The sequence below is a fragment of the Cytobacillus sp. IB215316 genome (assembly GCF_033963865.1).
Lineage (GTDB): Bacteria > Bacillota > Bacilli > Bacillales > SM2101 > Nanhaiella > Nanhaiella sioensis.
Genome location: NZ_JAXBMC010000001.1, coordinates 188,345 through 213,117, shown reverse-complemented (window position 1 = coordinate 213,117; position 24,773 = coordinate 188,345). Strand labels below are relative to the sequence as shown.

The window sequence follows — 24,773 nt, the reverse complement described above, 5'->3', positions numbered from 1 at the left end:
GATGTTTTCCTCCTTATGCTTGGAGAGGTAAAATATATGTTAGTATTATTTCTCATGTCGATGTAAAAAAGCCCGAACACTTTCTACGTCCCATGTATTAATCACATTTCCGCTTTTTACCCAACCCTTCATTGCAGTTGATACACCGATCGACATATCCTCAAGCATTTCAATATTATGAGCATCCGTATTTATGACAATCTTCAATCCTGCCTGTTGCGCTTTTCGAAGGTGATCTGATGAAAGGTCTAAACGGTTTGGGTTTGCATTCAACTCTAACGCGGTATTAGTCTCCTTTGCGAGTTCAATTAGCATATCAACATCTACATCATACCCAATACGCCTCCCAATCAACCTGCCTGTAGGGTGAGCAATTATATCAACATGATGATTACGTAATGCTGTTGTTAACCTCTCCATGATGACCTCTTTTGGTTGAGAGAAACTAGAGTGAATGGATGCAATAACAATATCCATATCCTTCATGACTGAATCATCATAATCTAATGTACCATCTGGTAATATGTCCATTTCTACACCAGCGAATATGACAAAATCATCATATTTTTTATTTAACCTTCTAATTTCCTCTCTTTGAGCCTTTAAGCGTTCAACTGTTAAGCCATTAGCTACTCGTAAGAATTGTGAATGATCCGTAATGGCCATATATTTATATCCCTTATCCCTACACACTTCAGCCATCTCTTCTATTGAATACGCACCATCGCTCCAAGTCGAATGCATATGTAGATCACCTTGAATATCTTCTAAGGAAATTAAGTCTTTTGAATGAAAGGATGTAGTTACTTCACTACCATCTTCACGAAGTTCAGGTGGAATATAATTCAAGTCAAAATAAGAATAGAAATCTTCTTCTGAAGAAAAGGTCGTCGTTTCTCCTGTATTTATATTCTCGACACCATATTCACTAATTTTTTCACCACGTTCTTTTGCTAATTGACGCATTCGAACATTGTGGTCTTTAGAACCAGTGAAATGGTGTAGAGTCGTCGCAAATTCAAGAGGTGCAACCAAGCGAAAATCGACGGAAACTTCATAATCATATTGTAATTGAACCGAAACCTTTGTGTCTCCATTTGAAATGATAGTGGTCATATGTTTAAGCTCAATAAGTTGTTTTCTAACTTTATCACGCTCATTTGTAGCAATAATAAAGTCTAAATCTTTTATTGTTTCTTTCATTCTTCTTAAACTGCCAGCTCTTGAATATTGTATCACGCCCTCCATGGATGCTAATGCCTGTTCAATTTCATTAGCTATCGGAAGCATGAATGCAATGGGTAACCTTTCGGGACGAGAGCCCATATCTTCAATAGCAGCAAGGATCTTTTCTTCTGTTTTCTTCCCGAATCCTGCTAATGCTTGTACCTTATTTGCAATACAAGCCTCCTTTAATGAAGCAGCGTCAACAACCGCTAATTCTTTATAGAGCTTTGCAATTTTTTTGCCGCCTACCCCAGGTAATTTCAATAATGGAATAAGACCCGTTGGTACTTCTTTTTTCAATTCTGTTAATAAAGAGGACTCTCCACTTTCAATAAACTCCGAAATCACCGCAGATGTACCTTTACCTATTCCTGGTATATCAGTAAAGGTATTAATTGAAGAAAGGCTTCGATCGTCGTTTTCTAACGCTGTTGCTGCTTTACGAAATGCTGATATTTTAAAAGGATTTTCTCCTTTTAGTTCCATATATATTGCAATTGTTTCGAGTAGCTTAATAATTTCTTTTTTATTCATCTCCAACGATACCACTCCTTTAATTCTTTCTAACTATAAGAAAAGTGTCATGGCTATCATTACTTTATTCTTATCAAAAGGCTCTTTTTATTAACTTTTTTGCTATAGCTCCTAACTAGAAGGTTTTTACTCAAAAATCATTGTTTTATAACAACTGCCACGAAACCTAGTCGTATTCATGTTTATTCTTTTGTGTATAAAATAACATTTTATGTAAAAACAGCCACTTAGAAATAATGGCGTAAATTGCTCCTGATGAGCCAATAAGAAGGTGTATCCAAAATTGAACATACCATAAGAGCGTATATCGTGAAAAGCCTTACTTTTCTATAAAAATAATACAGTTTTTTTCAAAAAATGTACAACTACGAACTAGCAAAGGCTATTGTCGTAAAATTTATTGCTTATGACAAAATTAAAACCGTGATCAACTGACTTCATGCAAAAGATGCCACGAACGTTACATATCTAAGGGTTTATTATTTAGTGCGAAAACAAAAAGAGGGTAATTCACACCAAAAACAACTGGTCGATGAACTATCCTCTAAAGACGGATCTCACTCCTAATTTATCCCGCAACATACTCAAACCAAAGATCTTTTATCATTGATGAAAAAATCGGGGTGTGTTTTATCATCATATTAGCCACAAATGAATCTTGTATAGGCATTTGAATAAAGTCTATTGGTAACAATGCTACAATATAAAGCACAACAAATAAGATGATGTAAACTTCTAAGAAACCTAGAATAGCTCCTGCCCATCCATTGATTTGTTTTAAGATTGGTAAATGAGCAACAAAGTCTAGCATCGATCCAAGGATCTGCATAATGATCTTGACCATTATAAATATGATTACAAAAGCGATCGCTCTATAATATGCATCCTCAAGGTTCATATTTTCAAATAAAGAATTTAATGCGCTTCCTTCACCAATTGTTGGATATGGGATCCAAAGAATTAATTTGGGTGCTAGAGTGTCATAATAGATTGATGCTAAAACAAATGCAACAATCAACCCAAAGAAGTGAATAATTTGAAGCACGAATCCTCTCTTTAAGCCTATTAAAAATCCTGCAATAAGAATAATTATTAAAATAAGATCAAGCATTTAAAATTCAATCCTTTTCTTTATTTACTTGTTGTTCTAGTTTTTCATATTTTTCGGTCAGCTTTACGTAATCATGAACTACGTTAACAGCGGTTAACACCGCTAATTTATGAACGTCTAAATAAGGGTTTTTCCGACCTATCTCTCTCATCTTTTCATCTACTATTGAAGCTACTTTTAGCACATGACTAGTATTCTCTGAGCCTACAATTGAATATTGCTGACCATATATATCAACAGTTGTTCTCGTTTTAGATTTCTCTGACAACTTGTTGTCCCCCATTTCATCAAAATCCTAATCTTTATCATACCATGAAAAAAGTAGTTGTGGAAAGAATTCCATAATAGAAATGAATACAGAGTATAATGAAGGTATAATGAGGGTATAAAGATCATGGGGTACTATATTTATATAAATCTCTGAATTTGCCTCTAGTGTATGATAGTTGATGCTATTAGCTTCCTTTTGGCAGCTTTCATCCTCATTGTATTTTCGTATTCTATGACATAGACGAATACAACACCCGTAACACCTTTATTCTTGAAACACTATACCTATCATATATAATCTAGCTATTCGTTTTTCACATCAATAGTAACGAAATTTTGGAAAAGAGCATTACTTCATAAAATGAATCTGTGAAGGGGTTGTTTATAGTTGGCTAATTCTGTTATTACAGTTGATAAAGCTACCATCAATAAAATGAAAAAACACTATGAAAATATCAGTGGTGGTGCTTTACCACCAGGAGCTATTTTTATAGCTAAGGGACCAACGTTTACTATAACTGCATATCGTTCAGGAAAAGTATTATTTCAAGGCAAAGAAGGAAGCCAGGAAGCACAGCTTTGGGAGTCACAACAAAACAGCTCTTCAACTTCTAGTAAAAAGATTAACAAGAGTTCCACACAAGGAGCTGCGAAAACAAAGTATTCCCCGCCAGATAACATTTCAACTCTTTCAATTATCGGCTCTGATGAAGTAGGGACTGGCGACTATTTCGGACCTATTACTGTAGTCGCTACCTTCGTTGAAACAAAACACATTCCGTTATTGAAGGAATTAGGAGTGAAAGATTCGAAAGGCTTAACAGATGAAAAGATTTGTTCTATTGCAAAAGACATCATATCAATCATTCCATATAGTTTACTTATTTTACATAATGAAAAATATAATGACCTACAAACTAGCGGTATGACCCAAGGAAAAATGAAAGCTATTCTACATAACCGTGCTATTCAACACGTATTAAAGAAAATTGAACCAGCGAAGCATGACGGGATATTAATTGATCAATTCGCTGAACCGTCGACTTATTATAAACATTTACAAAAAGAGCGAACAATCGTTAAAGACCATGTTTATTTCAGTACGAAAGCTGAAGGTATCCATATGGCTGTAGCTGCTGCGTCAATAATTGCACGTTACGCATTTTTGAAAGAAATGACTAAATTGAGTAAAGAATGTGGGATGGAGCTACCAAAAGGAGCTGGCGCCCAGGTTGACAAAGCAGCTGCGAAAGTAATTTCAAAGTTCGGTATTCAAAAGCTAAAACAATTTACTAAATACCATTTCGCAAATACCGAGAAGGCGAAGAAATTAGTATAAAGATAAACAGTGATAGGATAACCATTATATAATGCTATTGCACAAACACCATAGCGCCTTTCTTCCCTTATGTATGTACAAAATTATGAACTAACTAGAAGAAGAGCATGCATATAAAAAAGTGTCTCGTAGTATTGATCCGAGACACTTTGTCATATTCATGACTTCCTTTGAAGTTCATGATGTTGTATGAACCATATGTCCAGTGAGGCATGATACTCTATTAATTGGAATACTTCCATTCGCACTCTGTTGGCTATCATAATCTATTGTAACGCATATTGTATCTAAGCTTTGCAATTGAATTAACGTATCTGTGGTACAACATCCCGGTCCCTCAATTGATTGACATGATATGTTAGTTAAGCTATTTAGTACTAAATTAATTGTAGTTTGGGCATCACCATCCGAAGTCTCAATTTGTATCGATGTACTAAAATGATAAACACCATCCGAAGGTGCAGTAAATATGGAAGTACTAGTATCATAATTGTTTCCACCAAATTCAAAATCTTCATTTGGGAATGTTACTTTTAAAGCGGTTGAAGGATCTGGAATATCCTGACCACCAGTTTCTGCTCTAAAACTAAGCATCGGTACTGGGCCTGGTGGACCAGTAGCTCCTTGTGGGCCTTGAACACCATCTAATCCAGGTGGACCAGTAGCTCCTTGTGTTCCTTGTAGTCCTTGCGGTCCTCGTGCTCCTTGTAGCCCTCTTAATCCAGGTGGACCTGGTGGTCCTTGTGGGCCAGATGGTAGTTGTGGAACCACTTTACACTTACAATTTTCACTTTCCATTCTCTCACCTCTCATCTTGCATAGTTGTAATCATATATATGAAAAACCTTTATATGTGTTTGGATTCATATACATTTTTTTACAATAAAGGCCTTAACATAAAAAAAGTGTCCCGATATAACTCGAGACACCTTTTGTTAATGTTTATTAACACGTTTAGTATGATAGTTCAAAACTAACCTCTTAATTTTGCATCGAACTGATTTTCGACAGCCTTTAAAACATTTTCATGGACAGAGGTTACCTCTTCATCAGTAAGCGTACGTTCTGGATCTAAATAGCGTAAAGAGAAGGCTACTGATTTTTTGCCTTGCTCCATATGCTCACCTTCGTATAAATCAAAGATCGAAACATTCTTTAACAGATCTCCACCCGTTTCTATAATTGTTTTCTTTAAATCACCAACTGCTACTTCACTATTGACAACGAGTGCTATATCTCTAGTAATTGAAGGGAAGCGCGGAATGAGATTATATTTAAGTTCCGAAACTTCAGCTTGAAGTAGCTTTTCTAATGACAATTCAAATACGTAAGTCTCTTGTAAATCAAGTTCATTTTGGGTGATTGGATGAAGTTGACCAATGATACCTAATACGTCTCCATCAAATAAGATTTGTGCAGTTCGTCCTGGATGAAGAAGATCTTGTTTTATTTGTTTGTATTGAATGCGCTCCTCCAAACCTAAGTGGCTAAATAAGCCATCTAAAACACCTTTTGCGACATAGAAATCTACTGCTTTCTTCTCACCTTGCCATAAGTGGGATGACCAAAGGCCAGTCAATGCTCCAGCAACATGTTCCTTTTCATTTGGCAGTGCATCTTTATCAGATGATACAAATACCGATGCTGTTTCATAAATTGCAATATCTTCAATTTGTCGAGCACTATTATGTTTTACTACATCAAGTAAATGAGGTATTAAACTTAAACGTAGCATGCTACGCTCTTCACTCATCGGCATGGCTAAACGCACTGGATCTGCCTCTTCTAATGCAAACTGTTTCACTTTTTCCTCACTCGTTAATGAGTAATTCACTACTTGATATAAGCCTGCTCCTTCAAGATAACGACGTACTTTACGACGTTTCGCTTGATAAGGAGTCAATATACCTGGTCTAGCTTCACCGATAGGGAGAGTCGATTTGACATTATCATAACCGTATAATCTCCCTACTTCTTCAACTAAATCTTCTGGAATTGAAATATCGTTTCTTCTTGTTGGAACAGTGACAACAAAAACATCATTATCTACAGTATATGAGAACTGGAGATTATGAAAAATGCTAGCAACTTCTTCATTCGAAATTGACGTCCCGAGTAAACGATTGATTTGTTGAACAGACACCGACACGACAACAGGTTGTAGTTGTAGTGTATCACTGATGGCCTCACCACTAGCGATTTCTCCTCCAGCATATTCCATCATTAAATATGCTGCTCGATTTGCCGCTTCTTGCGTTCGTTTCGGATCTATACCTTTTTCAAAACGCGCACTTGAATCGCTCCTTAATCCATGGCTTTTAGAACTACTTCGTACGACACCACTGTTAAAGTAAGCAGCTTCCAATAAAATCGTTGTAGTATCTGCACGGACCTCAGAATCAGCTCCACCCATAACCCCAGCAAGCGCTACAGGCTCATTTCCATTTGTAATGACAAGGTCATCTTCTGTTAATGAGCGTTTTACATCATCTAGCGTAGTAAGCTCCTCTCCAGGTTTAGCACGACGCACAAGTACCTCTTTTGATCCAAAACGGTCATAATCAAACGCATGTAATGGTTGACCGTATTCAAGTAGGACATAATTCGTAATATCAACTACATTATTGATCGGTCTAATACCCGCTGCCATGAGGCGAGTTTGTAACCACAAAGGTGATGGACCTACTTTGACATTTTTTATTACCTTAGCAATATATAGTGGATTAGCGTCATGATCTTCAATATTCACTGAAACTAAATCTGAAGCCATGTCATTGCTTTCCTGTAGTTGAAAACGAGGAAGTTCAACCTCTTTCCCCAACATTGCACCTACTTCATACGCCACACCTAACATATTTAAACAATCAGATCGATTCGCTGTTAACTCCAACTCCAACACATGATCATCTAAGTTAAGCTGTTCGAGTGCGTCACTACCAACTTCAACATCGTTAGGAAAAACAAAGATACCTGTTGCATAATCTTTTTGAATGACCTTCGCTTCAATTCCTAACTCTTGAAGTGAACAAATCATCCCATGGGATTCCTCGCCTCTTAACTTCGCTTTTTTAATTTTGAAGTTTCCAGGTAATACCGCACCTACTTTTGCAACGGCTACCTTTTGTCCTGCAGCGACATTTGCCGCACCACAAATAATTTGAACAGGTTCACTATCACCGATATCAACGCTACATACGCTTAGTTTATCAGCATTTGGATGCTGCTCCTTTGACAACACATGACCAACAACAACATTTTTTATGCCCTTATTTAAAGATTCTACTACTTCTACTTCAATACCAGTACGATTAAATTTTTCTGCAAGTTCTTCAGGAGTTACAGCAGATGCATCGACATATTGCTGTAACCATTTATATGAGACTAACATGTTTATCCCTCCTCATTAAGCTCGGTTAAATTGTTTTAAGAAACGAAGATCATTTGTATATAAGTGACGTATGTCATCAATTCCGTATTTCAACATCGCTATTCGATCTGGACCCATTCCAAAGGCAAAGCCTGAATATTTTTTCGAGTCAAAACCCGCCATTTCAAGCACGTTTGGATGCACCATCCCTGACCCTAGTACTTCAATCCAGCCTGTACCTTTACAAATGTTACAACCTTTACCACTACATTTCATACATGAAATATCAACTTCAACCGATGGTTCTGTAAACGGGAAAAAGCTAGGACGAAGACGAATTTCCCTTTCATCACCAAACATTTTCTTTGCGAATACTTCTAACGTACCTTTTAAATCGCTTAAGCTAATATTTTCATCAACTACAAGTCCTTCTATTTGCATAAATTGATGCGAGTGTGTTGCATCGTCGGTATCTCGTCGATACACTCTCCCTGGACAAATGATTTTCACAGGCCCTTTACCTTGATGTTTTTCCATCGTTCTTACTTGCACTGGTGAAGTATGTGTCCGAAGTAAAATATCGTTTAATATAAAGAAGGAATCCTGCATATCACGGGCAGGGTGTCCTTTAGGTAGATTTAATGCTTCAAAATTATAGTAATCTTGCTCAACCTCTGGCCCCTCTGCTATCGTATAACCCATACCAAGGAACAAATCTTCAATTTCTTCAATAACGACCGTTAAAGGATGTGGATTCCCAGCAGCAATCGGCCTACCTGGCAGCGTGACATCAATTGTTTCGGATGCTAATTGCTCTTCGACTGCTTGTTTTTCTAGTTTCGTTTTCTTTTCTTCTAATGCAGTTTGAATAGCTTCTCTTACCTCGTTCGCTAAAGCCCCCATTTTAGGTCTTTCCTCAGCGGATAGCTTACCCATACCTCTTAATACTTCTGTAATAGGGCCTTTCTTTCCTAAATATTGGACACGAATATCATTTAACTGCTTTAAATCTTCTACTAAGTTAACTTTTTCAATTGCTTCTTGTTGAAGCTCCTTTAATCGTTCTTGCATGTTTTATACCTCCTTTTAATTAACAAGCTTCATGCTTTTTAACAAACGCTGGATTATAGCGCGATCTCCCATGAAATAGCCATGATTTCGAGCATATAAATACAGCTACATATCTCAGAAAACATATGACATTCAATAACAACTGTTAAGTAACTGTGAATTGTTGTCTTCAATCACTCCCCTACAAGTAATGGAGCTAGACAATTCTTAACAAACTTTGAAAGCATAATAAAACCCCGTCCCTAAAAGAAGGGACGAGGTATATCGCGGTACCACCCTTGTTAACAGCTACGAAGTCTTGAAAGCTGTTCACTTCATTTAGATAACGGAACTAGGCCCGGTACACCTTTACATTTTAGCCAACGCCAAAATGGTCTAAGTGCCAACTCAAGAGGTGAATTCACTTATTTCTACCATAAAAATGCTTTCAGTCATCGGCATTTTCTCCCTACATGGCGATCGATAAGCTACTCTTCTCTGTCAAAGTTTTTAATATTTATAGAGGTTGTTCAAAGTACTGAAACAGAACACTCATTTACACTATTTTGATTTATACAAAATAACTATTGCTTTATTATATTTAAAAATAATTGCTTATGCAACCTTATTGTTGAAAATGATAAAGTACAATCCCCGTTGCAACGGCAACATTTAATGATTCACTTTTTCCATATATAGGTATATAAATGTTAGATGTCGTACTTTTTAGCAGTTCTTCATTTACCCCATTACCTTCGTTTCCAACTAATAAAGCAAATTTGGATCGTGGGGTAATCTCCCGATAATCGACACCATTTTGTAAAGATGTACCAAAGATAGATACATTCTTTTCTTTCAATAGTCTCACCCAATCGACAAGGCTTCCTTTTACAACTGGTACATGAAAGATCGCTCCTTGAGTTGCCCTAAGTACCTTTGGATTATATGCATCAACAGTCCCATTTCCTAAAACAATCGCATCAATGCCAACCGCTTCTGCAGTTCGGATGATCGTTCCAACATTTCCTGGATCCTGTACAGCATCAATAAGTAAATATTTATTTTTATTATCTAAACTAGTGTCCAATGTTAATTTGTTACAAACTGCAAATATACCTTGAGGTGCTTCAGTTTCACTTATAACTGCTATTATTTCATCATTGACGTATGTAACATCTATATTCGTTATATCCCACTTTGATGGTATTTCAGTTTTTTCATTTATAATTAGCTCATTCACCGTACCATTTGTATATAGTGCTTCTTCCACCATATGAAAACCTTCAACGAGAAAAAGTCCTTTTTTTTCTCGTTCTTTTCTTGTATGAAGCTTTTTCCATTGCTTCACTTTTGGATTTTTAGAGGATTCAATTCGTCTCAACTAAGTAAACTCCTTTTATTTTGCTCAATATTTAAGGCTGTTTTTGCATTAATTATTGTTTTTCGTATTAAGAAATAAACACGTACACAACTAGTATTCATGGCATCTTTTCTTCCATACAACGATAACTAACATGTAAAACCACTTTTTTTGGAACTAATATGGGGACCATAGCAATAAAATTTACGAAAAGAGCCATATTTAAACTTTACCTATTATACATAATAACAGTGAAATACACAAAAACTATCGCTATATTACATTACACAATGAAGAGGATGATAAATATGAACTTAAACTTGCGTCAAGCAATCCTTACAAACGTATCTGGAAATTCACAACAAGAATTAGAAAATACAATTGTTGATGCCATTCAACGAGGAGAAGAAAAAATGTTACCTGGGCTAGGCGTTTTATTTGAAGTAATTTGGGAGAATGCATCTGAAGAGGAAAAACATGAAATGTTGCAAACACTTGAAGATGGATTGAAACAATGATAAACAGCAAATGAAAGAAATTTTGAACATATAGGGGAGAGAAAGGGTCTCCCCTACGCTGTGCTAAAGCAATGTTAATGATTAACTTGATTCAACTAATTGTTGTAAGCAACCATGAATTTTATCCGCTTCACTTGCTCCTGATAATGCAGCACCTTGATAACCACCCCCAGGGCGTGTCCATGCCCCTACTAACGACAGGTTTTCAATAGGTGTTTGTCTACTTAACCTATTTAATCCAGATTGATCAACAGTTTGGGAAAATCCATATACCGCACCTGCAGGATTCTTTGTATATCTTTGCATCGTTCTTGGCGTACCTAACTCCAATACTTCTATACTGCTAGTGATACCTGGATAATTCTCTTCTAATTGTGTTAATAAATAATTTGTTACTTCTTCTTTCTTCTGCGCGTATTTTTCCTTGTCTTCAGGCCAATTAGTAATAAAGTCAATAAAGGCTAGCGCAATGATTGGTTTTCCATTTGGACTTAATTCAGGATCTAATTTGTAATAATTAGTTATACCAAAATTAGCTTGTGTATATTTCCCTTCCTGTAAGTAATTGTAATCTTTACTAGGGTCCTTTTCCTTCACAAACACAATATCCTCATCAACTAAATTATATTTTGCTGGATCATCTTTTAACCCAATATATAGTTGAGTTACTGAAGGGCCGATTTCTAATTTCTCTAAATCCTGAACATAAGAGCTACCTTTGTACTCATTACCTAATAAATTGGCGAATGTCGTTTGTGGACTCGCATTTGAAATAATCCATTTCCCTTCAAATACATCACCTTTTTTTGTTTTTAACCCCGTCGCTTTTTGCTCTGACACAATAATTTCCGTTACTTCTTGACGTAAAAATACATCTCCACCATTTTCATGGATAACATCAACTAAGGCATCTGCGATTGCTTGTGCACCACCTTTTACATAGTAAGTACCGTCCAGATGATAGCCTATCCACGGTACAAAAAAGTAATGAGCGGAAAGAGTTTTAGGTGGCAGACCGTAGTAAGGCCATAGCAACGTGAAAATTGCAATAAACTCCTCATCTGTTACATACTCTTTCAATACTTCTTCAGTAGACATTTGTGACCATTTAATAAATAACTGTGCATGCATAAATATTGTTTGTTTCTTTTCATCCTTAGGTATAGTTGCATCGGTCAAAAACTTCATCTCTTTACTGAAAGAAATTAAGTCCTTAAATAAATTCGATATACCTTCTTTTTCATGTGGGAACATTTTATGCAAATAAGTTAAATATTCATCAGGGTCTTGTGGGATATCAATCTTCTTCCCGTCCCATACAACAGTATATGGATGTTCTTTTTTTATAGGAGTGATTCGATCCATCATCCCACATTTTGAAAAGATGTCATAACAAATCTGACCTTCTTCCAAACTTGCAATACCGTGTAAAGATACGTCAAATTCATATCGCCCTTTTCGTGGAAAATTAGTTGCATAACCACCTGGACGAACATGATGGTCAAAAACTGCTACCTTGTATCCAAGCTTTGATAACCTCGCTGCAGAACAAAGTCCACCAATTCCTGACCCAATAACTAATACATCATAACTAGACATTTTCCTTCCCCCTTTATCAAAAAGATATATATCTTATAGATATAATTGTATAAATAGCTACAAAAGATGTCAAGATAGAAAATAAATGGTATATTTAACTTTAGTTTGACATTTTAACAAACTTTATATATCATTTAGATATATAACTTTTAGATATATATAATCGTATTTGAATTGAGGTAATTGTATGTCAAGAGAGAATAAGACGATGTACACACTTTTAGGCTTGTTAATGTATTCACCTTTAACTGGATATGAAATAAAAAGGACCATTGAGAGTAGTATCAAGCATTTTTGGCAGGAAAGTTATGGACAAATCTATCCAACCCTTAAGAAACTAGTAGATCAGGAACTTGCAGTTGTACATATTGAAAAAGTAGAAGGAAAGCCTGATCGAAAAGTTTATACGATTACTGAGCAAGGGAGACAAGAGTTCATAAATTGGCTGGAAAAACCGATTGAAAAAATTCCTATCCATAAAAATGAATTATTACTAAAGGTTTTTTATGGCCAATATCTAACTGTAGAACAAAATATTGAACAGATAATTCAATACCGACAAAAAATGGAAGATATATTACAAACTTTAAATACTACTGAGCAATTCTTAATATCTAGAAAAAAGGACGATCCACACTTTGATTATTGGATGCTTACTTTATCACATGGACAATCAATCGTAAAAGCAACAATACAATGGTGCGAGGATAGTATAGACATATTATCCAATAAATAATCTTTAAAGCTTAGCAATAAGATGAAGATATTTTACCACCTGATTCTTCAATATTTCACTATTATTTAAGGCTCTATTCGTAAACATTGTTGCTAATGTTATCAAGTGCTATAAAAAGTGGTAAAAGATGCCGCGAACATTAGGTGTATACGTGCTTATACCCTACAACGAAAAACAACAATCAATACGAAAACAGCTGTATAAAAAATAAGTAACAAAGCTTACATCTTTTTGTAAGCTTTGTTACTATTGGACGCTTAAGTTGTACAATAAGATCAGTTACTTTTCAAATGATAAGCTACGTTGAAAATATGAACAACAACTTACTATAGACAACTGTGTGAACAATTGTTAATTAAAAGTAATTTTTTGGACATTACTTTCATCTAACTGTTTAATAACTTCTACAACTAGCTTAATAGTGTTTTCATAATCATCACGATGAAGCAAAGCAGCATTTGTGTGAATATACCGAGTAGGGATTGTTATTGTGAGTGTAGGAACTCCTTTACCAGTTAAATGAATTGCACCCGAATCAGTTGTTCCACCTGTAATAAGATCAAATTGATAAGGAATATTATGCGCTTCAGCAATATTTGTTACGAAATCTCGTAAGCCCTTGTGGGCTATCATTGATGCATCATACAATATTACTTGAGGGCCTTCTCCCATTTTTCCTACAGCTTCACTTTCATTAACACCTGGCGTATCACCAGCAATTCCTACATCAACACTTATTGCGATATCAGGTTGAATCATATGTGCAGACGTTTTCGCACCACGTAAACCTATTTCTTCTTGAGCTGTCCCAACCCCGTAGAAGACGTTAGGATGATTCTCAATGTCCAATCTTTTCATTACTTCGATCGCTACGGCACACCCAACTCTGTTATCCCACGCTTTAGCAAGTAGCATTTTTTCATTTTTCATCACTGTAAATTCTGTATGAGGAACAATTTGATCACCAGGACTAATCCCCCATGCAGCTGCTTCTTCCTTACTTGAAGCACCAACATCAATATACATGTTTTTAATATCGGCTGGCTTCTTCCGCGCTTGTAAAGGAAGAAGATGAGGAGGTTTTGAACCTATTACACCTGTTATCTCACCTAATTTAGTTACGATAGTCACTCGTTGTGCGAGCATAACCTGAGACCACCAACCACCAATTGTTTGAAAACGAATAAAACCATTTTTATCAATTTGTGTTACGATAAAGCCTACTTCATCTAAGTGTGCTGCTAGCATGATTCTTGGCCCTTTTTCCATACCCGTTTTTCTCGCAACTAAGCTTCCTAAACCATCTATCATCACTTCATCGGCAAATGGGGATATGTATTTCTCCATTACTTCACGTACTTCTCGCTCATTTCCAGAAATTCCTTTTGCATCTGTTAAATCTTTTAGCATCATTAACGTTTCATCTAATTGCTTCGTCATATATATCCTCCTATACTACATTAACCACATAAAAATATTCTGTACTATTTAATAAAAAAATTATAACAAATTAAAATATATTTGAAACCTTTTTAAATTTCATTCGTATAGATAGCAAACTATATTTTGTGAGGGTGTTGAACATGTTTGTATTATTCATTCGTCTTGCTATCATTGTACTTCTTATTTTTATTATATATAGAATGGTCAAATACGTTTTAAATCCTAAAAGAAAACTTGAACTGGCACACGAGCAAAAAAAATATTTCTTATTAGATAATCCAAATAACGTTCATAAAAACTTTCTGTTAACGTACCAAGGGGTTCTTTTTGAAGGTGAGAAGTATTTAGGGACAACCGATAAAGCGTTTGAGGTAGTATCAATGTTTGTGTGGGCAAAAGATGTTTCAACATTACAAGGACTCAATCGTGACGATTTTTTAATTATTGAACAGCACTTAAAAACACACTATCCAAATGCAAAAATCGATTGGAAAAGTCCTATTAAAGAATTTTTAAATTAGACTTTGATGTTGCTATTGTTTCTAGATTAAATAGTTAGATCAGGAGAGCTAGTTGTGCAAACACATCCATACAAAAACAATAACGGAACTCTTGATCCATGCGGTAGAAATCGTACCATTTGAAATTTTTTGTACACTGAAGTGAAAACTCAAAAATAAAGGTAACTGAGCGCAGAAGTTACCTTTATTTTTATTTTTCTGAAAAAAAATCTCCCCACTTAATGATCACTTGCTTTTCCCTTAAAAGGTAAAATAATAAAGTCAATGATAGCAAAATTGTAATAATTAGCGTTGGAGAAAACTGTTTCATAAACTGGCCAAATACTGTGTAAAATAAGGCTACTGGAATATTTGCCATTACAGAGAACTTTAAATAGTCTTTGAAGTTTTTGGATATTTCTACTATACACAACGATAACAAATGATAGTGGATAAAAGGAATTAAGCGCAAAATTGATATTTGAGCAATTGTAAAATTCACGTGATCTCCTAACCATTTCTTTTTTAAAGATAGCATTTTTTGAAATACTTTAGGAATATATTGAAATAAAATAAAAAACATAATACCCGCCATTGATAAACCAATGATTGAATATACCGTTCCTAAAACAGATCCAAACAACACTCCACCTGCTATACATACAATCGGTACTGGAATAAAAATAAATTGTCGAACCAAATGAAAAAAAATAAAAATGATCGGTGCCATGTAACCACTAGAATCAGTAATAACAAATAACATTGTCATAGCTTCATTCACAAGCTCACCCCATCGATCTATGCTGCACAACTATTAAGTGCAAGAGAGGATATTTATCTTTGGTTTTGATTCTAAAGGCATTTATAATGTGAACGACAATAGCAGTGCTATTTCATGATATACTTCGCAAGTAGCAATTATGACAAAACAACCAATATTGATGCAAAAATTAATAAGTGGGCGGTTGCTACTATAGGGAGTCCAATCGTAAACATTTTATGTTTTGTTTTATGTCTATGTCGGTACATTCCTATCCATAAACCGAACGCTCCTCCAACTAGCGCGGTATACCAAAGTGACTTCTCTGAAATTCTCCACTTTTGCTGTTTTGCTTTCCTTTTATCAATATACATGACAACATATCCAACTAAATTTAGTATTACATATAAAAGTAAGAATACCTCTTTCATTCATTCTCCCTCCCTCCTACAAACTGCCAAGTGCCTCCAAATTAATCTAAGAACACCCAGGTCCTGTATGTCAATGTCATCCAGGCTCCATCTACCAACACTTTTCACTTAAATACGTTTTTTCCTAACCACTAGATTTACCGACATACAGCATTTATAACTTTGAAAAATATAAACTTTCTTATCTCATAAAAAGGCCATTCTCAATGTATGAGAATGACCTTTTTTATCATTATTTATTTAAGCTGTTTTTTGCAACTGTAGCTAACTCAGCAAATGCTTTTTCATCATGAATAGCAAGATCAGCTAGCATTTTACGGTTTACTTCAATACCAGCAATTTTCAAACCGTTCATCATGCGGCTATATGAAAGACCATTCATACGTGCTGCTGCGTTAATACGAGTGATCCATAGCTTACGGAAGTCACGTTTTTTCTGACGACGATCACGGTATGCATACATTAATGATTTCATTACTTGTTGATTAGCAACTTTATATAATGTATGTTTAGAACCGTAATATCCCTTAGCTAATTTTATTACTTTTTTACGACGTTGACGCGTCACTGTACCGCCTTTTACTCTTGGCATAGTAGTTTCCTCCTAAAATCGATAAGATGATCAAAATATCAGGAGAATTAAGCTTTAGATAAGTGTGTTAGCTTACTTTCACTCTTCGTGAATCTATACACTAATCATCGGCTTGTTCTTCTCCACTAATTTGAACTCCCTGTATATAAAACGAATTATTTTAAGTTATCAAGCAAGTGACGAATACGTTTGTAATCGCCTGAGCTTACTAATGTACCTTTACGTAGTTTACGTTTTTGCTTTGTAGATTTGTTAGCAAATAAATGGCTAGTATAAGCGTGTGAACGCTTCAGTTTCCCTGATCCAGTTTTCTTAAAACGCTTTGCAGCGCCACGATGAGTTTTCATTTTAGGCATAAGGTGTTCCTCCTCATTTCATTACTTTTCATTATTTGGTGCTAATATTAAAAACATGCTACGCCCTTCCATTTTGGGCTTTGATTCAACTACACTTATATCATTACAAGCTTCTGAAAAGCGATCTAATACACGTTGACCAATTTCTTTATGCGTAATTGCTCGCCCTTTAAAACGAATTGACGCCTTAACTTTGTCTCCTTTTTCAAGGAACTTACGAGCGTTACGAAGTTTTGTGTTAAAGTCATGCTCTTCAATAGTTGGACTTAAGCGAACTTCTTTCAGACTAATAACTTTTTGATTCTTGCGTGCTTCTTTATCTTTTTTCTGTTGTTCAAAACGGAATTTTCCATAGTCCATAATACGACAAACTGGCGGTTTCGCGTTTGGAGCAACTAAAACTAAATCAAGATTCGCTCTGGCTGCAATTTCTAATGCTTCATGCTTAGATTTAATTCCAAGCTGATCACCATCTTTACCAATTAAACGAACTTCGCGAGCACGTATGCTCTCATTGACGAACATATCCTTGCTAATAAGTAGCCACCTCCAAGGTTTTTTAAACACATTATTTGAACTATTGTGTACTCTACAACAATTGATAAGTATTGTTCCACTGTAATCATGGATAATTATGACCAATCATGCAAAAAAGTGTGAGTACACAAGGCACCCACACTTTACGATTTATTAGTAAAGACACATATCGTATACCTGGCAACTGCAAACATGCGTCAAACAGGTGAGAAGCGGGTGCTTCTTCTTTTTAACAAACAAGTATTCTTTTATCACCTTAGCTATTTTATCATTAACAATTTATTGTGTCAAGAAAAAGAATATTAACAAGCAACGTTTATTATTCTATCAAATTCCATTTTAATATGCAACATGAAAATATTAGTACTTAACGATTAACTTCTTTTGTTAATCCTTCTAAGAATTCAACAAATGGAACTGTCTCAGATTTCTGCTCTCCATATTTTCGCACATTCACTGCTTTTTCACTAATTTCATTATCACCAACAACAAGCATATAAGGAACTTTTTGAATTTGATGCTCACGAATTTTATATCCAATCTTTTCATCACGTTCATCTAATTCAACTCGGAACCCTTGAGCTTGAAGCTGTTCCTGTACCTCTTTAGCATACGCTAGGTGAACATCAGGAGAGACTGGAATGACCTCAACTTGTACAGGAGCTAACCATGTAGGGAAGGCTCCCTTGTACTCCTCAATTAAAAAGGCTACGAACCTTTCCATTGTAGATACAACCCCACGGTGAATAACAACTGGGCGATGCTGTTTCCCATCCTCACCAACGTATGTGAGATCAAAACGTTCAGGTAATAAAAAGTCAAGTTGTACAGTTGATAAAGTTTCATCTTTACCTAATGCAGTTCTAACTTGAACATCAAGCTTTGGTCCATAAAAAGCCGCTTCTCCATCTGCTTCATAATATTCTAATTGGAGATCATCCATCGCTTCTTTTAGCATACTTTGTGCTTTTTCCCACATCACATCATCGTCAAAATATTTTTCTTTATCTTCAGGATCCCGATAAGACAAACGGAAGGAATAGTCATTAATACCGAAGTCTTTATATACTTCTTGAATAAGTCGGACAACACGAATAAATTCATCTTTGATTTGATCAGGCCTAGTAAAAATATGAGCGTCATTTAATGTCATACCCCGTACACGTTGTAAGCCGGATAAAGCACCTGACATTTCGTAACGATGCATCGTACCAAGCTCAGCAATTCGAATTGGTAGTTTTCGATAGCTATGGATTTCATTTTTATAAATCATCATATGATGTGGGCAATTCATCGGTCTTAATACTAATTCTTCATTATCCATTTCCATCTTTGGAAACATGTCTTCTTGATAATGATCCCAGTGTCCAGAAGTCTTGTATAAATCTACACTTCCTAATACTGGAGTATATACGTGTTGATATCCTAGCTTCTCTTCTTTATCAACGATATAACGCTCAATGACTCTTCGAATAGTAGCACCTTTTGGTAGCCATAACGGTAAGCCTTGCCCAACTGTTATTGAATTAGAAAATAAGTTTAGTTCTTTTCCTATTTTTCGATGGTCGCGTTCTTTTGCCTCTTCTAGAAAGCGTAAATGTTCCTTCAACTCTTCTTTTTTAAAGAAAGCTGTTCCATAAATACGTTGAAGCATCTTATTTTTACTATCGCCACGCCAGTATGCTCCAGCGATGCTTAGTAGCTTAAATTCTTTAATTTTGCTCGTAAAGGGTACATGAACTCCTCTGCAAAGGTCAAAAAATTCGCCTTGCTCATAAATTGATACAGTCTCACCTGCTGGAATATCATTTATTAACTCAAGCTTTAGATTATCATCTATTTCTTCAAAACGCTTTATTGCCTCTTCACGACTCACTTCATGACGTACAATTTCAATATTTTCATTAATAATTTTTTTCATTTCTTTTTCTATTTTTTGTAAATCGTCTGGACGAATAGATTCTTCCATATCAATATCGTAATAAAATCCATTTTCAATTACTGGACCTACACCAAGCTTCACATTTTTATAAACACGTTTGATTGCCTGTGCCAATAAGTGAGCTGTACTATGACGCAAAATTTCTAACGCCTCATCCTCACTTTGTGTAATGATTGAAATAGTACCATCTTGTAAAATTGGTGATCGAAGATCAATAAGCTCACCATTTAATTTTCCTGCAATTGCCTTTTTCTTTAACCCCGGACTTATGGATGCCGCAATATCTTCTGTCGTGATTCCTTTCTCATACTCCTTAATAGCTCCATCTGGAAATGTCATGTTAATCATTTCTGACATCCTACTCACTCCTTTTTTCATCATTTAATGTAACTACCTCAAAAATAACAATCCGTTGTAGAAAACATCGAAAACAAAAAAACTCATCCCTAGAAAAGGGACGAGTTTGGTCTCGTGGTTCCACCCTTGTTTCTTACTTATCTGCATGCAAAGATAGATATAGTAAGCTCAAGACATAGATAACGGATATCCCGCCAGTAATTAATAAATTGAAACAATCGTTCACTACTGAAGTTTAGAGGTGGTAAGTATATTTTTCGTGTTAGGAAGATTTCAGCCGAGTCTTCCCTCTCTATTAACCGTAAAAATGATACCCATGTCCTCATCATAACCTTTAAAGAAGTTGTTCAAAAATTATTTATGTAGGTAATTATATTTTTATTAGTGTCGAAAATCAAGCCTATTATACAATTATTTTTCAGTCCATTATCTATTGTAGTGACTTAATTGCTGGAAATCTTGCTTTGGATAGATCTTTACACGTTCTTGAAAGATGTTGTGGATGGTTTGTATTAAACTATGATCAATTTCATCACTATAAATCATTACAGATTGTGGTGCTAGCGATACAAGAGGTGCAATGACAGATGAATCTATGTAAATAGATTGTGAAATCATCATTTTCCGATCTATTTGTTTCGTCAAATCTTCCCTTTGCAATTGTACATATCGATCATTAAAAAAATGGAATAAATGCCCATTGTCATGTAACAGATGGATCTTAGAATAAACCGCTTGTCGTACATGTAGTAAGTCACGTAATGTTTGAATAAAATTTTGATATTCCTGCTCAAGCTTATACTCATCTATAGCTAGTTCAGTGTATTCCAATAATTGTTCAAAATATTTCTTTAAGCGAAAACGGATAAATGAATCGAATGAAAACGATATAGATTCGTGCAAAAAATCTTCTAATGATTGTCTAATAAGTGTTATTCTAGATCGGGCACATTTCATAGCCGGGAGATCATTCCTCTCCCCATTAAATATTGTATGTGCTATCTCGATTATTTGTCTTTGCTCGTCCGTATTCTTAAAATAAAATGAATTTACAATAAATGATTGTAACCACTCATCCTCCTTTTTATCAATTATGTAGTTTAGAAGCACAGGGATAACAAGCATATCTATAATCTTTTTCATATCTTTGTCAGGGCCGATTTTAACTAAATGGGCAAAATCATATGTAATTAGAACTGAATGGTCAGCTCCACTTTTTAACCTCTCACACACTTCACTTGCATCTAATTTATTTTGAAAATAAATTTCAATCAAGTTTGTCCCCCCTTTTGCCAACACCTGTTTATATATATATGGGGGATATGATTATTTTAGAAGTTTCATTTTCGCTGTTTATAAGAAAGGCCGTTTACCCATTATTACTTGTCCTTCTACGAAATAGCACCGTATACAATTTGAATTTTATCTACAAACCCTTTAGTCACATATAACACCGTTTTGCTACTGTAAGCTTGTAAAGACCATTAGAGACGAAATTCACTTTTAAAGATTCCCTATAACAGTGCAATAGTAAAAAGTATATATACATCTCGACAACTGGTGGTTTTTCATACTAAGAAGGTGGAGAGGAAGCTTTGTGGTAAAACGCAAAACTATACAACCAACTAAAAACGGCGTATCCATAGTAAGGATAGCCGTATCAGATCAATTCTTGTCGTATCTTCTATTTTTCCCAGTAATTTCAACAGGAATCGTTAAATATTTTATTCGTTCCATAATCCTCGCTGCTTTCAGCTTTTCTTCTTCGCCCCGTTGAGAATAAGATAGATGATGCTGAAGTTGATCATAACTAAAATTGGATGTAAAGAATGTTGGTAAGTTCTCAAGCATTCGATACTGTAAAATGGGCCCTAAAATCTCATCACGTGTCCAGCTTGTCATAGATTCAGCTCCAATATCATCAAGCATAAGTACCGACACCTTTTTTACCACTTCAATTTTATGATTTAACGATTGATCCTGAAATGAACCTTTCAGTTCACGTAAAAATTCTGGGAGATATATTAGCATTGTAGCGACGTTTTTGCTTGCTAATTCATTTGCAATGGCCCCTAAAAGATATGTCTTACCTACTCCAAACGGGCCATGAAAGAATAAACCTCTCCCTCCGTTCTTGTCTTTATCATACTTTTCTATAAAGTCTTGTATTAAATGAACAGCTTTTAGTCTACTTTTATCATCTAAAGCAACTTGATCAATAGTAGCTAGAAGTATTTCACTTGGAATATTAATGGACTGTATAAGATCTTGTTGCTTTTTTTGCTCATCGTATTTTAGTTTTTTATTACATTTATCATATTGTATATCAATTGAATTTCCACTAATAATTAAAGTTGGCTCGTACCCTTTGATCATATTTGAACACCGATCGAAAGATATACATTTCTGACAATTTTTCGACTGGCTAATATATTCATATAATTTATTTAAGCTACGGTCAATCATATCTCCTGTGACTCTATCATGATGTTGATTTAAAAATTGTTGGATATCAGGATTTTGCAGTATTTCAGTTTTCATCTGATTTAGACGTAGTTGAAACTTATCATTTTGGAACAATTTAGACATCGTTTCGTTAATTCGCTCCACTCTGCTCCCCTCTTTTCCTATTTTGAGTTTCCTTTATACTTATTAATTCGCTCCTGAAGCTTTTGCCTTTCCTTTTCAAAATCTACTTCTTCCACTTTTTCTTCACTTACCTGATCCTGTTTCTCTTCAACAAACCAATCAGGTAACAATTCTTTACGAACTGGTTTTTTTGTTGAGGCAGAACGTTTTTTATTATTTGTATTCGCCCATGTTTGATATTGCCGATGCTCTTGTTTAGCAAGCTCCATCGCTTGTTTCACGGTTTTAATATTTTTTCTCGACCAATGACTAGCTATCTTTTCAACGTAGCCTCTTGTGAGCTTCATATCAGTACGAAGCAACACATAATATATTAAGACGTTCACAACTCCTGGTAATAATTTCTGATTAACCATCACATCTTCAATAATTTGAAGGTCAGCAGCTGATGGTACAGAACCATCAGCAAGATCCATTAAAACCTTCTTAGGTGATATTAATTCAAGTTGTTTTATCAGTTGGTCTTCCTTCGTTTCTACTTGTTGATCATTCATTGTCCTTTGTGTGATCGGTTGTACTTGCTCGACAATAGAAGGTAGCCGATCACCATTCTCAAATTTATACCAGTCTCGTGCTTCTTTGCGAAGTTTTTCTATATCAATTTTATCATCCATAGTTAACGAACTCATCGTAATTTTTTGCATTTCTATTGGATCTATTTCATATAAAAACGATAGCTTTGTTATCATGTCTTTTACTTTATCAGTAATCGCCTTTTTTGGTACCATACTTTCGGATAAGCCAGCGAAAAATAAATTAAAGTTAAATGCTTCTTGCAAATAAGTTGGTTCATTTTTTGCAACATTATTGATATAGTTATTTCCTTCTTGAGGTATTAACTGTTCAATGATCTCATCGTTAGCGTTAGATACCATTTCGGAAGGGTGAATAGATTTAAAAATCTCATTAAACGATTTTGTTATAGGTGTATATTGAATGCTGTCGATTTGTTTGTCTGAGAAGAAACGTTTTAGCTTTGCATATTTATTTTTCCCAACTCTATTATACAAAAAAACATTTAATACTCCGTCATTAAAAAATTGATCAGGAGATAATGGTGGTTGCAGCTCATAAATAAAATGACGAACATCATTTTCTTTTTTTTCATATGTTTTTAATAGTCCAATTCCCTCAAGCTTAAGCCTTTGTCTAAAAATTTCATGTAAATTACACTGCATAAGCCCCATTAAACTATGGTGTGTAGATTCTTCACTCCACAATCTATTTTCTTCAAGTTCAGCCCATAGAGTCATAAATAAACTAAAAGCACCATTTTCAATTAATGGTTGATAGAGCAACGTTATTATTTTTCGATCAAACTCTTGTAAAATTGTTTTACAACTCACATAATATCGATCTACAGGAATTAATTCTTTCCAATGATGTTCCACTATATAACCTAACCTTTCATAGATATTCTAACTATTCCTATGTTCAATATATTAAAAAAAGAGCTTGAAGAATATTCTTAAGCTCCTATCTAAATTTCTTTTTTAATTAGTTCTTTTAATTCTTCTATAAAAACGTTGATATCTTTAAATTGTCTGTAAACAGAAGCAAAACGAACGTATGATACTTCATCAATTTTGGCCAACTTTTCCATGACCATCTCACCTATCATCTCGCTACCTACTTCGGAATAACCTTGGCTTCTTAAGTCCTTCTCAATGAAGTTAATGATATCTTCTAATTGAGTTAAGGAAACAGGCCTTTTTTCACAAGCTTTAATAAGGCCACGTAGAATCTTTTCGCGACTGAACTCTTCTCTTGTTCCTTCTTTTTTAACAACGATAAGTGGTAGTTCTTCCACTTTTTCAAACGTTGTAACCCGATATTGACACACTTCACATTCACGTCTTCTTCTTATAGCGCGTCCTTCATCTACAGGCCGAGAATCTAATACCCTAGTTCCATTATGTTGACAAGAAGGGCATTTCATACAATCAGCTCCGTTCTTTTCTTGCTGAGTTTTTAATATAGGCTTCTTTCGCATTAATTGTTACTTGTCTTAATAAGCTGTTCTCGTACTAACGTATACAACTACTAGGTTTTGGTACATCTTTTCTAAAGACTATAAGAAGCATATAATACATAT

The 24,773-nt window shown here is 35.0% G+C and carries 23 protein-coding genes and 3 other annotated features; of the genes, 4 read left to right on the top strand and 19 right to left on the bottom strand.

Annotated elements, in window-relative coordinates; translation table 11 throughout:
• Positions 1 to 45: 45 nt before the first annotated feature.
• From polX to zapA, 3 genes are all read right to left on the bottom strand, one after another.
• The gene (gene polX, locus SLH48_RS00965) at positions 46 to 1,761 is read right to left on the bottom strand and encodes a DNA polymerase/3'-5' exonuclease PolX (RefSeq protein WP_320257138.1); all 1,716 of its coding nucleotides are present in this window, start codon (positions 1,759 to 1,761) and stop codon (positions 46 to 48) included.
• Between the two features lie 568 nt (positions 1,762 to 2,329).
• Entirely contained in the window at positions 2,330 to 2,872 is a 543-nt protein-coding gene (locus SLH48_RS00960; protein WP_214481568.1) for a CvpA family protein, read from the bottom strand.
• A 7-nt stretch (positions 2,873 to 2,879) separates the two neighbouring features.
• A complete protein-coding gene (zapA, locus tag SLH48_RS00955; protein ID WP_214481569.1) occupies positions 2,880 to 3,140 on the bottom strand; it encodes a cell division protein ZapA in 261 nt (86 codons plus the stop codon).
• Positions 3,141 to 3,530: 390 nt separating this feature from the next.
• Here zapA and rnhC point away from each other — a divergent pair, with 390 nt between their 5' ends.
• Positions 3,531 to 4,481, top strand: coding sequence for a ribonuclease HIII (rnhC, locus tag SLH48_RS00950; protein WP_320256715.1), 951 nt, complete (start codon positions 3,531 to 3,533; stop codon positions 4,479 to 4,481).
• Positions 4,482 to 4,658: 177 nt separating this feature from the next.
• Here rnhC and SLH48_RS00945 read toward each other — a convergent pair whose 3' ends face one another.
• The 4 genes from SLH48_RS00945 to SLH48_RS00930 form a co-directional block, all read right to left on the bottom strand.
• Positions 4,659 to 5,279 (bottom strand): C1q-like domain-containing protein, encoded by a 621-nt coding sequence (locus SLH48_RS00945; RefSeq protein ID WP_320256714.1) that lies wholly within the window; start codon positions 5,277 to 5,279, stop codon positions 4,659 to 4,661.
• 175 nt (positions 5,280 to 5,454) lie between these two features.
• The gene (pheT, locus tag SLH48_RS00940; RefSeq protein WP_320256713.1) at positions 5,455 to 7,869 is read right to left on the bottom strand and encodes a phenylalanine--tRNA ligase subunit beta; all 2,415 of its coding nucleotides are present in this window, start codon (positions 7,867 to 7,869) and stop codon (positions 5,455 to 5,457) included.
• Between the two features lie 15 nt (positions 7,870 to 7,884).
• The gene (gene pheS / locus SLH48_RS00935) at positions 7,885 to 8,919 is read right to left on the bottom strand and encodes a phenylalanine--tRNA ligase subunit alpha (protein ID WP_320207690.1); all 1,035 of its coding nucleotides are present in this window, start codon (positions 8,917 to 8,919) and stop codon (positions 7,885 to 7,887) included.
• Between the two features lie 247 nt (positions 8,920 to 9,166).
• Positions 9,167 to 9,412, bottom strand: a binding site (T-box leader).
• 111 nt (positions 9,413 to 9,523) lie between these two features.
• On the bottom strand, positions 9,524 to 10,279 hold the full coding sequence (locus SLH48_RS00930) for an RNA methyltransferase (protein WP_320256712.1): 756 nt from the start codon (positions 10,277 to 10,279) through the stop codon (positions 9,524 to 9,526).
• Between the two features lie 287 nt (positions 10,280 to 10,566).
• Between SLH48_RS00930 and sspI the strand changes: the two genes are divergently transcribed.
• Positions 10,567 to 10,776, top strand: coding sequence for a small acid-soluble spore protein SspI (gene sspI / locus SLH48_RS00925; RefSeq protein WP_320256711.1), 210 nt, complete (start codon positions 10,567 to 10,569; stop codon positions 10,774 to 10,776).
• Between the two features lie 81 nt (positions 10,777 to 10,857).
• Here sspI and SLH48_RS00920 read toward each other — a convergent pair whose 3' ends face one another.
• Positions 10,858 to 12,375, bottom strand: a complete 1,518-nt coding sequence (locus SLH48_RS00920) for an NAD(P)/FAD-dependent oxidoreductase (protein ID WP_320256710.1) — start codon at positions 12,373 to 12,375, stop codon at positions 10,858 to 10,860.
• Between the two features lie 187 nt (positions 12,376 to 12,562).
• Between SLH48_RS00920 and SLH48_RS00915 the strand changes: the two genes are divergently transcribed.
• Positions 12,563 to 13,111, top strand: coding sequence for a PadR family transcriptional regulator (locus SLH48_RS00915; RefSeq protein WP_320256709.1), 549 nt, complete (start codon positions 12,563 to 12,565; stop codon positions 13,109 to 13,111).
• A gap of 351 nt (positions 13,112 to 13,462) precedes the next feature.
• On the opposite strand, the gene SLH48_RS00910 is transcribed toward SLH48_RS00915, so the two are convergent.
• Positions 13,463 to 14,551, bottom strand: coding sequence for a M42 family metallopeptidase (locus tag SLH48_RS00910; protein WP_320256708.1), 1,089 nt, complete (start codon positions 14,549 to 14,551; stop codon positions 13,463 to 13,465).
• Positions 14,552 to 14,694: 143 nt separating this feature from the next.
• On the opposite strand from SLH48_RS00910, the gene SLH48_RS00905 reads away from it, so the two are divergent.
• Entirely contained in the window at positions 14,695 to 15,075 is a 381-nt protein-coding gene (locus SLH48_RS00905; protein ID WP_320256707.1) for a sigma-w pathway protein ysdB, read from the top strand.
• A 190-nt stretch (positions 15,076 to 15,265) separates the two neighbouring features.
• Here the strand turns inward: SLH48_RS00905 and SLH48_RS00900 are convergent, their stop codons facing one another.
• From SLH48_RS00900 to nrdR, 10 genes are all read right to left on the bottom strand, one after another.
• Complete coding sequence (locus SLH48_RS00900) at positions 15,266 to 15,835, bottom strand: TVP38/TMEM64 family protein (RefSeq protein ID WP_320256706.1); 570 nt, start codon at positions 15,833 to 15,835, stop codon at positions 15,266 to 15,268.
• 137 nt (positions 15,836 to 15,972) lie between these two features.
• Complete coding sequence (locus tag SLH48_RS00895) at positions 15,973 to 16,245, bottom strand: DUF1294 domain-containing protein (protein WP_214481583.1); 273 nt, start codon at positions 16,243 to 16,245, stop codon at positions 15,973 to 15,975.
• 232 nt (positions 16,246 to 16,477) lie between these two features.
• The gene (gene rplT, locus SLH48_RS00890) at positions 16,478 to 16,837 is read right to left on the bottom strand and encodes a 50S ribosomal protein L20 (protein ID WP_214481584.1); all 360 of its coding nucleotides are present in this window, start codon (positions 16,835 to 16,837) and stop codon (positions 16,478 to 16,480) included.
• Between the two features lie 155 nt (positions 16,838 to 16,992).
• Positions 16,993 to 17,193, bottom strand: a complete 201-nt coding sequence (rpmI, locus tag SLH48_RS00885; RefSeq protein WP_214481585.1) for a 50S ribosomal protein L35 — start codon at positions 17,191 to 17,193, stop codon at positions 16,993 to 16,995.
• A gap of 21 nt (positions 17,194 to 17,214) precedes the next feature.
• On the bottom strand, positions 17,215 to 17,718 hold the full coding sequence (gene infC, locus SLH48_RS00880; protein ID WP_214481693.1) for a translation initiation factor IF-3: 504 nt from the start codon (positions 17,716 to 17,718) through the stop codon (positions 17,215 to 17,217).
• A 117-nt stretch (positions 17,719 to 17,835) separates the two neighbouring features.
• Positions 17,836 to 17,964 (bottom strand) — a sequence feature (ribosomal protein L20 leader region).
• A 133-nt stretch (positions 17,965 to 18,097) separates the two neighbouring features.
• The gene (thrS, locus tag SLH48_RS00875) at positions 18,098 to 20,029 is read right to left on the bottom strand and encodes a threonine--tRNA ligase (RefSeq protein ID WP_320256705.1); all 1,932 of its coding nucleotides are present in this window, start codon (positions 20,027 to 20,029) and stop codon (positions 18,098 to 18,100) included.
• 93 nt (positions 20,030 to 20,122) lie between these two features.
• Positions 20,123 to 20,367, bottom strand: a binding site (T-box leader).
• 88 nt (positions 20,368 to 20,455) lie between these two features.
• Positions 20,456 to 21,304: a putative sporulation protein YtxC gene (ytxC, locus tag SLH48_RS00870; protein ID WP_320256703.1), complete on the bottom strand. Its 849-nt coding sequence runs from the start codon at positions 21,302 to 21,304 to the stop codon at positions 20,456 to 20,458.
• 390 nt (positions 21,305 to 21,694) lie between these two features.
• Positions 21,695 to 22,639 carry a primosomal protein DnaI gene (dnaI, locus tag SLH48_RS00865; protein WP_320256702.1) on the bottom strand — a complete coding sequence of 315 codons (945 nt, stop codon included), beginning with the start codon at positions 22,637 to 22,639 and terminating at the stop codon, positions 21,695 to 21,697.
• A gap of 17 nt (positions 22,640 to 22,656) precedes the next feature.
• Positions 22,657 to 24,069 (bottom strand): replication initiation and membrane attachment family protein, encoded by a 1,413-nt coding sequence (locus SLH48_RS00860; RefSeq protein WP_320256701.1) that lies wholly within the window; start codon positions 24,067 to 24,069, stop codon positions 22,657 to 22,659.
• A gap of 89 nt (positions 24,070 to 24,158) precedes the next feature.
• Positions 24,159 to 24,617, bottom strand: a complete 459-nt coding sequence (nrdR, locus tag SLH48_RS00855; protein ID WP_214481694.1) for a transcriptional regulator NrdR — start codon at positions 24,615 to 24,617, stop codon at positions 24,159 to 24,161.
• Positions 24,618 to 24,773 lie beyond the last annotated feature (156 nt).